Origin of the sequence: Otariodibacter oris, from assembly GCF_009684715.1 — a bacterium.
GTDB classification, from domain to species: Bacteria; Pseudomonadota; Gammaproteobacteria; order Enterobacterales; family Pasteurellaceae; genus Otariodibacter; species Otariodibacter oris.
Genome location: NZ_CP016604.1, coordinates 1,436,156 through 1,448,124 on the forward strand (window position 1 = coordinate 1,436,156; position 11,969 = coordinate 1,448,124).

Annotated in this window: 7 protein-coding genes, 1 tRNA gene, 3 rRNA genes and 1 riboswitch; of the genes, 4 read left to right on the plus strand and 7 right to left on the minus strand. The window is 40.5% G+C overall.

Annotation, left to right across the window (positions count from 1 at the left end):
* Positions 1 to 8 precede the first annotated feature (8 nt).
* On the plus strand, positions 9 to 980 hold the full coding sequence (gene secF / locus A6A10_RS06635; RefSeq protein WP_121120756.1) for a protein translocase subunit SecF: 972 nt from the start codon (positions 9 to 11) through the stop codon (positions 978 to 980).
* A gap of 610 nt (positions 981 to 1,590) precedes the next feature.
* Here the strand turns inward: secF and rrf are convergent.
* The 4 genes from rrf to A6A10_RS06655 form a co-directional block, all read right to left on the minus strand.
* Positions 1,591 to 1,706 (minus strand): 5S ribosomal RNA (gene rrf, locus A6A10_RS06640).
* Between the two features lie 215 nt (positions 1,707 to 1,921).
* Positions 1,922 to 4,823, minus strand: a 23S ribosomal RNA gene (locus tag A6A10_RS06645).
* 257 nt (positions 4,824 to 5,080) lie between these two features.
* A tRNA-Glu gene (locus A6A10_RS06650) sits at positions 5,081 to 5,156 on the minus strand.
* 96 nt (positions 5,157 to 5,252) lie between these two features.
* Positions 5,253 to 6,793 (minus strand): 16S ribosomal RNA (locus tag A6A10_RS06655).
* The 16S, 23S and 5S rRNA genes sit together here with 1 tRNA gene alongside, the layout of an rRNA operon.
* Before the next feature lie 429 nt (positions 6,794 to 7,222).
* A riboswitch (PreQ1 riboswitch) is annotated at positions 7,223 to 7,267 on the plus strand.
* Positions 7,268 to 7,270: 3 nt separating this feature from the next.
* On the opposite strand from A6A10_RS06655, the gene queC reads away from it, so the two are divergent.
* Genes queC through A6A10_RS06670 form a run of 3 tightly spaced genes read left to right on the plus strand, consistent with a single transcriptional unit; the run spans position 7,271 to position 8,884 of the window.
* Positions 7,271 to 7,930, plus strand: a complete 660-nt coding sequence (gene queC / locus A6A10_RS06660; RefSeq protein WP_121122318.1) for a 7-cyano-7-deazaguanine synthase QueC — start codon at positions 7,271 to 7,273, stop codon at positions 7,928 to 7,930.
* The gene (gene queD / locus A6A10_RS06665; protein WP_121122320.1) at positions 7,923 to 8,345 is read left to right on the plus strand and encodes a 6-carboxytetrahydropterin synthase QueD; all 423 of its coding nucleotides are present in this window, start codon (positions 7,923 to 7,925) and stop codon (positions 8,343 to 8,345) included. The genes queC and queD overlap by 8 nt, the downstream gene beginning before the upstream one ends.
* Positions 8,345 to 8,884, plus strand: a complete 540-nt coding sequence (locus tag A6A10_RS06670; protein ID WP_121122322.1) for a 7-carboxy-7-deazaguanine synthase QueE — start codon at positions 8,345 to 8,347, stop codon at positions 8,882 to 8,884. Before queD ends, A6A10_RS06670 begins: the two co-directional genes overlap by 1 nt.
* Positions 8,885 to 8,957: 73 nt before the next feature.
* Here the strand turns inward: A6A10_RS06670 and A6A10_RS06675 are convergent, their stop codons facing one another.
* The 3 genes from A6A10_RS06675 to A6A10_RS06685 form a co-directional block, all read right to left on the minus strand.
* Positions 8,958 to 9,650 carry a hypothetical protein gene (locus A6A10_RS06675; protein WP_121122324.1) on the minus strand — a complete coding sequence of 231 codons (693 nt, stop codon included), beginning with the start codon at positions 9,648 to 9,650 and terminating at the stop codon, positions 8,958 to 8,960.
* A 48-nt stretch (positions 9,651 to 9,698) separates the two neighbouring features.
* Positions 9,699 to 11,054, minus strand: coding sequence for a glutathione-disulfide reductase (gene gorA, locus A6A10_RS06680; protein WP_121122326.1), 1,356 nt, complete (start codon positions 11,052 to 11,054; stop codon positions 9,699 to 9,701).
* 93 nt (positions 11,055 to 11,147) lie between these two features.
* Positions 11,148 to 11,954: a peptide ABC transporter ATP-binding protein gene (locus A6A10_RS06685; protein ID WP_121122328.1), complete on the minus strand. Its 807-nt coding sequence runs from the start codon at positions 11,952 to 11,954 to the stop codon at positions 11,148 to 11,150.
* Positions 11,955 to 11,969: the final 15 nt, after the last annotated feature.

Below are 11,969 nucleotides of genomic sequence, written 5' to 3' on the forward strand. Positions count from 1 at the left end.
AGGATCAAATGAATAAAAAATTAGAGAAAAATATAGGGGATATGCAACTCCCTTACAAATTGATTCCTTTTATGAAATACCGCTTCATTGCCTATGCTTTTTCAATCGTAGTATTGGCATTCTGTATTTTCAGCATTGTCACAAAAGGATTTAACTGGGGATTAGATTTTACTGGTGGTACAGTAATTGAAACCAACTTCTCTCAGCCTGCGGATTTAAATCAAATTCGTAACGTATTAGATGAAAATGGTTATCCAAGTGCATTAGTACAAACGTTTGGTGGACAACGCGATGTGATGATTCGCTTACCTTCATCCGAAGGTGATATGAATGTGGGTACGAGCGTAATGTCTCTTATCCATCAACAAGTAGATTCAAATGCTCAAATTCAAAGTATTGAGTTCGTCGGACCAAATGTTGGTGAAGAATTAACTCAAGGTGCTATTTACGCAACGCTAGCAACATTAGGAATGTTACTTGTTTATGTTGGATTCCGATTTGAATGGCGACTTGCTGTCGGAGGTATTACAGCACTATTCCATGATGTTCTTGTAACTGTAGGGTTATTTTCGTTTCTACAAATTGAAATAGATCTGACCTTCGTTGCCGCAATTTTATCGGTGGTTGGTTATTCTCTAAATGATAGTATCGTTGTATTTGACCGTGTTAGAGAAAACTTCCCTAAAATCCGTCGAGCGACATCATCTGAGGTTATCAATGTTTCACTGAGCCAAACTTTATCAAGAACATTAATGACTTCATTAACAACACTCGTTGTTGTTATGGCGCTATATTGGCTTGGAGGTCCAACATTACATAGTTTTTCTCTAGCACTACTAATTGGTATTGGATTTGGTACTTACTCATCCATCTATGTTGCTATTGGCTTAGCATTACAGCTAGGCTTAAAACGAGAACATATGATCCAACCTGTAGTAGAAAAAGAGGGAGAAGGACAGCAATCATTTATTGATTATTAATCGATACTAGTTTTCTATATGACAATCCGTACAAATATGGGTATTTGTACGGATTTTTTATGAAAAGCATAGTGACAAGCGGTTTGATTCAGCAAAGTTTTTGCCAAATTTATATAAATGAAAATTTCAACTATACTTCATCAAAATATTTTGTATCTTCCAATGTAGTATCAGGATAATTTTCAATATTCGGAATAATTAATTCCTGCTTTTTAGGCACCTATGGCACAAAATTCGTTTTTTTCCACTGTTGAAAAAATGAATCTAATCGATATTCTAAGCTAAATTCTAAATAAAACTCGCTATTTTCTTGAATATCCTTCCAGTTGGTAAAAAACTGAGTTAAGTGTGGTATAAAATCTTTGGACAATTTCACCACTCCCCCATCAATTAACTTACTAAAGATATAATACACTATTTTATGACATGCAAAATATTGCAAATGGGATAAAAAAGCGGTCTGATTCTTTAAATAATTTGCAAATTATCATAAGAATCAGACCGCTTAATCTGTATAAATAATTATGTGGGAAATAGACAATGAAAATTCCCAAACGCTAAAAAGCAAAAAACCGTAAGTTATCGCTAACCTACGGTTTTCCTAATAAAGCCCTGATGACGACCTACTCTCACATGGCGAATCACCACACTACCATCGGCGTGACAGCATTTTACTTCTGAGTTCGGGATGGATTCAGGTAGTTCCACTGCACTATGACCATCAGGATAATCCTGTTGACGACTTTCGTCTTATTCTGTCTTTTTTTCTTTCTATTCTTTTCTAGGTTTTCTTTGCTCTTCCTAGTCTTAAAATCTTAAAACAAGCTGTCTTTCTGTTCGACTTCCTTTTACTTCTTTCAGTCTGTGTACCTTTTCTTAGTAAACTTCATACTCTCTTATGTTTTCTCTATAGTTTTTTTCGAAAAAACACTTGAGGTTGTATGGTTAAGCCTCTCGGGCAATTAGTATGTGTTAGCTCAACGTCTCACAACGCTTACACACCACACCTATCTACGTCGTAGTCTCCAACAACCCTTACTGACTTATAGTCAGGGAGAACTCATCTCTTGGCAAGTTTCGTGCTTAGATGCTTTCAGCACTTATCTCTTCCACATGTAGCTACCCAGCAGTGCCTCTGGCGAGACAACTGGAACACCAGTGATGTGTCCACTCCGGTCCTCTCGTACTAGGAGCAGCCCCAATCAATTCTCCAACGCCCACGGCAGATAGGGACCGAACTGTCTCACGACGTTCTAAACCCAGCTCGCGTACCACTTTAAATGGCGAACAGCCATACCCTTGGGACCTACTTCAGCCCCAGGATGTGATGAGCCGACATCGAGGTGCCAAACACCGCCGTCGATATGAACTCTTGGGCGGTATCAGCCTGTTATCCCCGGAGTACCTTTTATCCGTTGAGCGATGGCCCTTCCATTCAGAACCACCGGATCACTATGACCTGCTTTCGCACCTGCTCGACTTGTCTGTCTCGCAGTTAAGCTTGCTTATACCATTGCACTAACCTCACGATGTCCGACCGTGATTAGCAAACCTTCGTGCTCCTCCGTTACTCTTTGGGAGGAGACCGCCCCAGTCAAACTACCCACCAGACACTGTCCGAGACCACGTTCCGCAGTCTTCGTTAGAACATCAAACGTTAAAGGGTGGTATTTCAAGGACGCCTCCATAGAAACTAGCGTTCCTACTTCATAGGCTCCCACCTATCCTACACATCAAAATTCAATGTTCAGTGTCAAGCTATAGTAAAGGTTCACGGGGTCTTTCCGTCTAGCCGCGGGTACACCGCATCTTCACGGCGATTTCAATTTCACTGAGTCTCGGGTGGAGACAGCCTGGCCATCATTATGCCATTCGTGCAGGTCGGAACTTACCCGACAAGGAATTTCGCTACCTTAGGACCGTTATAGTTACGGCCGCCGTTTACTGGGGCTTCGATCAGGAGCTTCTCTTTCGATAACACCATCAATTAACCTTCCAGCACCGGGCAGGCATCACACCCTATACGTCCACTTTCGTGTTTGCAGAGTGCTGTGTTTTTAATAAACAGTTGCAGCCAGCTGGTATCTTCGACCGGTTCAACCTTCAGGGGCAAGCCCTTACAATCTACGCCGGCGCACCTTCTCCCGAAGTTACGGTGCTATTTTGCCTAGTTCCTTCACCCGAGTTCTCTCAAGCGCCTGAGTATTCTCTACCTGACCACCTGTGTCGGTTTTCAGTACGGTTTATTATAAGCTAGAGCTTAGTGGCTTTTCCTGGAAGCGTGGTATCAGTTACTTCGACTCCGTAGAGTCTCGTCATCACTTCTCGGTGTTTAATAAGAGACCGGATTTGCCTAGTCTCTCCACCTAACGGCTTAAACAGGGATATCCAACACCCTGATAACCTAACCTTCTCCGTCCCCACATCGCACTTATAACAAGTACGGGAATATTAACCCGTTTCCCATCGATTACGCTTTTCAGCCTCACCTTAGGGGCCGACTCACCCTGCCCCGATTAACGTTGGACAGGAACCCTTGGTCTTCCGGCGAACGAGTTTTTCACTCGTTTTATCGTTACTTATGTCAGCATTCGCACTCGTGATACGTCCAGCAAACCTCTCGATTCACCTTCATCCGCTTACACGACGCTCCCCTACCCAACAGAATAAATTCTGATGCCGCAGCTTCGGTACTATATTTTAGCCCCGTTACATCTTCCGCGCAGGCCGACTCGACTAGTGAGCTATTACGCTTTCTTTAAATGATGGCTGCTTCTAAGCCAACATCCTAGCTGTCTAAGCCTTCCCACTTCGTTTCCCACTTAATATAGATTTTGGGACCTTAGCTGGCGGTCTGGGTTGTTTCCCTCTTCACGATGAACGTTAGCACCCACCGTGTGTCTCCTGAGTATCACTCTTCGGTATTCGCAGTTTGCATCGAGTTGGTAAGCCGGGATGGCCCCCTAGTCGAAACAGTGCTCTACCCCCGAAGGTGTCCGCTCAAGGCTCTACCTAAATAGATTTCGGGGAGAACCAGCTATCTCCCGGTTTGATTGGCCTTTCACCCCCAGCCACAGGTCATCCGCTAATTTTTCAACATTAGTCGGTTCGGTCCTCCAGTTAGTGTTACCCAACCTTCAACCTGCCCATGGCTAGATCACCGGGTTTCGGGTCTATACCTTGCAACTACTCGCCCAGTTAAGACTCGGTTTCCCTACGGCTCCCTTATTCAGTTAACCTTGCTACAAAATATAAGTCGCTGACCCATTATACAAAAGGTACGCAGTCACAAGATAAACTTGCTCCCACTGCTTGTACGTACACGGTTTCAGGTTCTATTTCACTCCCCTCACTGGGGTTCTTTTCGCCTTTCCTTCACAGTACTGGTTCACTATCGGTCAATCAGGAGTATTTAGCCTTGGAGGATGGTCCCCCCATCTTCAAACAGGATTTCTCGTGTCCCGCCCTACTTTTCGTTAGCTTAGTACCATGGCCTGGTCTTCGGATACGGGGCTATCACCCTGTGTCGCTGAGCTTCCCAACTCATTCTCCTAACTCTGCCACTATCACTAACTGGCTTCTCCGCTTTCGCTCGCCGCTACTCACAGAATCTCGGTTGATTTCTTTTCCTCGGGGTACTTAGATGTTTCAGTTCTCCCGGTTTGCCTTACTGAGCTATGTATTCACTCAGTAATAATAGGTTCTTCACCTATTGGGTTTCCCCATTCGGATATCTTGGATTAAACGCCTCTTATCGACTCATCCAAGCTTTTCGCAGATTAGCACGTCCTTCTTCGCCTCTGATTGCCTAGGCATCCACCGTGTACGCTTAGTCACTTAACCATACAACCTCAAGTATTTTTAAATCAATTTAATCATTAATATTAAATAATAATTAAATAACAATAAAAAACTCAAAGCTTATGCAAGTCTACTAATACTTGCCTGCTTTTGTTCAGACAAGATTTTATTCTTACTCAGACTTCTTCTTATCCTCTCGGACTTGAAAGTCTCTTCAGTTTTTCAGCTTGTTTCTCAATTTTTAAAGAACAATTAAGATAAATTCTTATTCATCTCTCGACAAAAAAGCCATCTTTAAATGGCGTCCCCAAGGGGATTCGAACCCCTGTTACCGCCGTGAAAGGGCGATGTCCTAGGCCTCTAGACGATGGGGACAACATTTAAAGATGTCTTCCGTTAAAAAACGTCTTTTGTCTTTTTACTACTACATCAAACAATCTGTGTGAACACTCGCTATGTCGATTTCTTTGGTAAGGAGGTGATCCAACCGCAGGTTCCCCTACGGTTACCTTGTTACGACTTCACCCCAGTCATGAATCATACCGTGGTAAACGCCCCCCCGAAGGTTAAGCTATCTACTTCTGGTACAACCCACTCCCATGGTGTGACGGGCGGTGTGTACAAGGCCCGGGAACGTATTCACCGCGACATTCTGATTCGCGATTACTAGCGATTCCGACTTCATGGAGTCGAGTTGCAGACTCCAATCCGGACTTAGACGTACTTTCTGAGATTCGCTCCATATCGCTATATCGCTTCCCTCTGTATACGCCATTGTAGCACGTGTGTAGCCCTACTCGTAAGGGCCATGATGACTTGACGTCATCCCCACCTTCCTCCAGTTTATCACTGGCAGTCTCCTTTGAGTTCTCAGCATTACCTGCTAGCAACAAAGGATAAGGGTTGCGCTCGTTGCGGGACTTAACCCAACATTTCACAACACGAGCTGACGACAGCCATGCAGCACCTGTCTCATAGTTCCCGAAGGCACAAACACATCTCTGCGTTCTTCTATGGATGTCAAGAGTAGGTAAGGTTCTTCGCGTTGCATCGAATTAAACCACATGCTCCACCGCTTGTGCGGGCCCCCGTCAATTCATTTGAGTTTTAACCTTGCGGCCGTACTCCCCAGGCGGTCGATTTATCACGTTAGCTACGGGCACCAAGCTTATAGCCCAATCCCCAAATCGACATCGTTTACGGCGTGGACTACCAGGGTATCTAATCCTGTTTGCTCCCCACGCTTTCGTACTTGAGCGTCAGTATATTCCCAAGGGGCTGCCTTCGCCTTCGGTATTCCTCCACATCTCTACGCATTTCACCGCTACACGTGGAATTCTACCCCTCCCTAAAATACTCTAGCGACCCAGTATGAAGTGCAATTCCTAGGTTGAGCCCAGGGATTTCACACCTCACTTAAGTCACCGCCTGCGTACCCTTTACGCCCAGTCATTCCGATTAACGCTCGCACCCTCCGTATTACCGCGGCTGCTGGCACGGAGTTAGCCGGTGCTTCTTCTGTGACTAACGTCAATCTACTGTTCTATTAAAACAATAGCCTTCCTCATCACCGAAAGAACTTTACAACCCGAAGGCCTTCTTCATTCACGCGGCATGGCTGCATCAGGGTTCCCCCCATTGTGCAATATTCCCCACTGCTGCCTCCCGTAGGAGTCTGGACCGTGTCTCAGTTCCAGTGTGGCTGGTCATCCTCTCAGACCAGCTAGAGATCGTCGGCTTGGTAGGCCTTTACCCCACCAACTACCTAATCCCACTTGGGCTCATCTTATGGCATGTGGCCTTGCGGTCCCACACTTTAATCCGTAGATATTACGCGGTATTAGCTACAGTTTCCCGTAGTTATCCCCCTCCATAAGCCAGATTCCCAAGCATTACTCACCCGTCCGCCACTCGTCAGCAGAAAAGCAAGCTTTTCCCTGTTACCGTTCGACTTGCATGTGTTAAGCCTGCCGCCAGCGTTCAATCTGAGCCATGATCAAACTCTTCAATTAAAAAGTTCAATCGCTCAATAACTGTTTTCTAGCTTTATTATTCTTTATGAATTTTCAAGTTATAGACACTTATTAAGACTTCAAAATTAAATTTATTTTAAAATCAATCATCAACAAGTGCCCACACAGATTGTCTGATATGTTGTTAAAGAGCAAAAAATAACGACGCACTGCATTAAATCTTTCACCACAGCGCGTCGTTGTGTGGGGCGTATTATAGATGAAATTTAAGGGCTGACAAGTCTTTTTTATGATTTTTTTTAATTTTTATATTAAATAATTAAATTTTAGCCAAAAAGCCTAAAATCAATTCAATTTGAGTACAAAACTACCATAAAACCTGTTGAGCAGTGCCAAACCCTATAAAACCTGTATAATTATGTATAAGCGGTCAGATTGGTAATTCTTTTTGCTAATCTGACCGCTTACTTTCTCGTGGTTCGAAAACCTCCCACATAAAAAAACTAAGGAACACAAATGAATGAAATAAAAAAAGCCGCTGTAATTTTTTCAGGCGGTCAAGACTCTACGACTTGTCTATTTCTTGCTATTCAAGAATTCGGGGTAGAAAATGTTGAAGTTATTACCTTTCAATATGGGCAACGTCATGCAATAGAATTAGAAAAAGCGGCTTGGATAGCACAAGATCTTGGTGTTAAGCAAACGCTCATTGACACTTCTGTTATTAAATCAATTACCACAAATGCTCTAATGGATAGTTCTGCAACCATAAAGCAAGAAGGCGATAAGCCCAATACCTTTGTGGATGGTCGTAATGCTCTATTTTTACTTTATGCAGCCATTTACGCTAAAAGCCAAAATATTCACACTATTTTTACGGGGGTCTGCGAAACAGATTTTAGTGGTTATCCAGATTGCCGTGATGTATTTATCAAGTCGATGAATGTCACCTTAAATTTAGCAATGGATTACAATTTTAATATTCGCACACCATTAATGTATCTCACCAAAAAAGAAACTTGGAAACTTGCGGATGACTTAGGTGCTTTTGAATATATTAAAAATCATACTCATACTTGCTATTTAGGAGTAGAAGGCGGATGTCACACTTGCCCGAGTTGTGTCTTACGTGAAAAAGGGCTCAATGAATATTTGCAGGAGCGAGATAATGTTTAAAATTGCCAAGGAGTTTAGTTTTGATATGGCACATATGCTGGATGGACACGATGGAAAATGCAAAAATCTGCACGGGCATACTTATAAGCTACAAGTTGAAATTAGTGGTGAACTATATGTAGAAGGTCCAAAAGCTGGAATGGTGATGGACTATGCCGATCTCAAAGCAAGTGTAAATGAGCATATTCTAGATCATATGGATCACGCTTTCATTTATGACTCAACAAATGAAAGGGAATCTCAGGTTGCAACTTTATTGAATGATCTTAATTCTAAAACATTTGCAATCCCTTATCGAACAACGGCTGAGAATATGGCTAAGTATATGTTCGACAAACTTAAAACGGCTGGTTTACCTGTTAGCCTTATTCGTTTGTGGGAAACTCCAACTTCTTATTGTGAGTATTCAAACTAATGCAAGCGGTCAATTCATCTCAAAATAATGCACTTATTTCTTACCGCATTGTAGAAATTTTTGAAACATTGCAAGGTGAAGGCTACAACACTGGTATGCCAAGTATATTTATCCGTTTTGGAAAATGTAACTTAGCTTGCCCGTGGTGCGATACTAATTATCATCAATATGAAGAAAAAACGGCATCTGAAATACTTTCTATTGTTAAACAATTCTCTGCAAAGAATATTATTATCACTGGTGGTGAGCCAACGATTCAACCTCACTTAGATATTCTGTTAGATATGCTAAAAAATGAGGGATATTTTCTTGCCATAGAAACTAACGGATTAAAACCAGTTCCGCTACAAATTGATTATATTGCTACAAGCCCTAAACGCTTGTATCAAAAAAACTATAGCAAGCACCATATTCCTTATGCGGATGGTGAAGTGAATATGTTAGCGACGATTACTCAATTAGGGCTTTTAAATCAGAGAGCCAATAAACCTCACTGGCATTTAAGTATTCAAACTCACAAAATTGCCAATATTGACTGATAAATAAAAACCAAGAGTTTAGTTGATAACTATTACTCTTGGTTTTTGATTTTTGGTTTTTTCTTATAAAAGATTATCTCACTGTCGCTGGTTTAATATAGCAATCATATCTCTGTCTTTCAGCTGGAGACATATAAGGATATCTACACTGTGATTTAAGATAGTCTATTTGAGTTTTATTATAAATTTGTTGCTGACCTACTCGTCTTTCTTCATCTGAAAGACCATCCGATGCAACATTTCTATTACGACTTCTTCTTTGTCTAGTTTGTTTTTCAGCTACAGCTTGTGCTGAATCGTTCTCTTGTTTTTCAACTACAGCTTGAGTAGAATTATCTTCTTGTTTTTCAACTGCAGGTTGACTGGAATCAACAACCTGATTTTGACCTTTATCAGGTTCTGATGTGAGAGTTTCTTGACTATCCATTAACGTAGTATTCTCATTATTTTTTTCTGATTTTTCATTACCACTAGTCACTGACGATCTACTTTCAATATCTTTTATATTTTGAGCATCATCCCCCTCGTCTTTTGAAAATTGATCATCAGACAAAGAATTATTTTCTGATAATTTTTTATTATCTGATAGATCTTTTACCGCTTGTGCTTCTGTGTCTTTGTCTTTTGTGCTTTCTGCTTGAATATTCATTGTTGCAGTTGGCGCTTTATCAGACTCAACAGACTTAGCCTTATCTTCTGTGGAAGCATCAAAACAACCAACCAAGGCAAAACTCAGTCCTAATACAATAGATAACTCTTTTTTCATTTTTATTTCCCTAAAAAGTGAAGATTAATATATAAACTTAAAATAAAACTAACGCATTGTCACAAATTCTTCGGATCCTGTCGGGTGGATCGCAACAGTGTTGTCAAAATCAGCCTTTGTCGCCCCCATTTTAATCGCTACAGCAAAACCTTGGATCATTTCATCAACACCAAAACCAATACCATGTAAACCAACAATTTTTTCCTCTGCTCCTGCACAAATAAGTTTCATTTTGCATGGCTGGCGATGTTGAGTAACAGCACTATACATCGGTGTAAATGTAGAAGTATAAACTTTGATTTTATCTTCGCCATACTGCTCTTTTGCTTTAGGCTCTGTTAAGCCAATTGTTCCTATCGGAGGATGGCTAAATACTACCGTTGGTACTAAATTATAATCTAAATGCTCATTTGGTTTATGATTGAATAAACGCTCAGATAAACGACGCCCTGCAGCAACTGCTATTGGTGTTAATTCAATACCGCCTTCAATAATATCACCCACAGCATAAATTCCTTCAACATTCGTATTTTGGAATTTATCCACTTTAATAAATCCGCGTTCATTTGTTTCAACACCCGCAGCTTCTAAATTAAGAGCATCTGTTGCTGGCACTCTACCAATTGCCCAAATAACACAATCAGTATCTTGCTTACGTCCATCAGCTAATTTTAAAGTTAATGACTCATCATTATTTTTGACCAATTCTTCTGGAATAGCTTCAGTATGTACAGTAATGCCTTCTTGTTGCATTAATTCTAAAAGGGTTTCACTTACCATTGGATCAAAAGCACGAATTGGAGCATGTTTACGTAAGAATAAGTGAGTATCAGCGCCCAAGCTATTCATCACTCCGGCTAATTCAACAGCAATATAGCCCGCACCAACAATAGCAACACGTTTAGGTAAAGTTTTTAATGCAAATACACCATCTGAATTGATACCATATTCTGCACCTTTAACTTTTGGTTGACTTGGACGTCCACCTGTTGCAATTAAAATATGATCGGCTGTAATCTTCTCACCGTTAACTTCCACTGTATTTTTGTCGACGAATTTCGCAAAGCCATTAATTACATCTACATTATTTTTAGCTAAGACATTGTTATATGAAGTATGAATACGTCCAATATAAGCCTGACGGTTTTCCACTAATTTACCAAAGTCAAACTCATTTAGCGTAACATCAAATCCATAATCAGGTGCATAAAGTTTAATTGCTTCTGCAATTTGCGCTCCATGCCACATGATTTTTTTAGGTACACAACCCACATTAACGCAAGTACCACCTAAATGTTTTGCTTCAATAATTGCACATTTTTTACCGTAGCTTGCTGCTCTATTAATTGAAGCAATACCTCCACTACCACCACCGATAGCAATATAATCATAATGTTTTGTCATCATTTTTTCCTTATTAATTTATTAACAAGCAAATTCTATCATTTTTTAATGATATGGGTAGATTTATTCCCTGTAAAAATTAGGTAAATCAATTTACATATCATTCTCTGGTACCCATGAACTTACTGTTAAATTCTTTCCAAAATAACTTTCGATCAATCTTTTTGTAATCGCATGCTTTGGGGAAATTAATATTTCTTTAGTTTCCCCATATTCAACAACCTCTCCATCATCCATAACCATTAATTTATCTGCAATATGCTTAATTAAACCTAAATTTTGACCAACATAAATGTAAGATATGCCTAAACGCTCTTGTAAGTTTAACATTAAATTTGTCAGTTGACTTTTCACTGAAAAATCAAGTGCATTCAAGCTATCATCAAAAATAATAATATCTGGATTCAAAATCAATGCTCGAGCGAGTGCTAATCGCTGTTTTTGGCTACTTGATGCCTCACTAATATCAATTAATGCATACTCAGGATACATCCCGACTAACTTTAATGCTCTGAAAATACGATCATTTCTCGCTTGTTCGGATAAATTAGTTGCAAGCTTTAATGGTGAATCTAAAATCTGTCCCATATTATAATTAGGATCGAAAGCATCATTCGGATCTTGGAAAATCATCCTGATTTTCTTCGCTCGAAAAGCATAATCACCATGGCTAAGTTGTTTTCCTTCAAATTTTATTTGACCTGATGTTGGCTTAGTAATTCCAACTAGCATCTTAGCTAACGTTGATTTCCCCGCACCATTGGCTCCAATAATTGCCAAAGTTTCCTGATTTTCAAGGGAAAAAGAAACATTTTTAACCGCATAAAAATCTTCTTTTCTAAACAGGCTAATACGATCTGTAAAACGTTTGCTGAGATTTTCAACTTCAAGTAATGGCATAAATTAACAGTAATA

What these genes read in the sequence shown, in the direction of transcription:
- secF (WP_121120756.1), top strand. Translation starts at nt 9, where the DNA reads ATGAATAAAAAATTAGAGAAAAATATAGGGGATATGCAACTCCCTTAC.
- queC (WP_121122318.1), top strand. Translation starts at nt 7,271, where the DNA reads ATGAATGAAATAAAAAAAGCCGCTGTAATTTTTTCAGGCGGTCAAGAC.
- queD (WP_121122320.1), top strand. Translation starts at nt 7,923, where the DNA reads ATGTTTAAAATTGCCAAGGAGTTTAGTTTTGATATGGCACATATGCTG.
- A6A10_RS06670 (WP_121122322.1), top strand. Translation starts at nt 8,345, where the DNA reads ATGCAAGCGGTCAATTCATCTCAAAATAATGCACTTATTTCTTACCGC.
- A6A10_RS06675 (WP_121122324.1), bottom strand. Translation starts at nt 9,650, where the DNA reads ATGAAAAAAGAGTTATCTATTGTATTAGGACTGAGTTTTGCCTTGGTT.
- gorA (WP_121122326.1), bottom strand. Translation starts at nt 11,054, where the DNA reads ATGACAAAACATTATGATTATATTGCTATCGGTGGTGGTAGTGGAGGT.
- A6A10_RS06685 (WP_121122328.1), bottom strand. Translation starts at nt 11,954, where the DNA reads ATGCCATTACTTGAAGTTGAAAATCTCAGCAAACGTTTTACAGATCGT.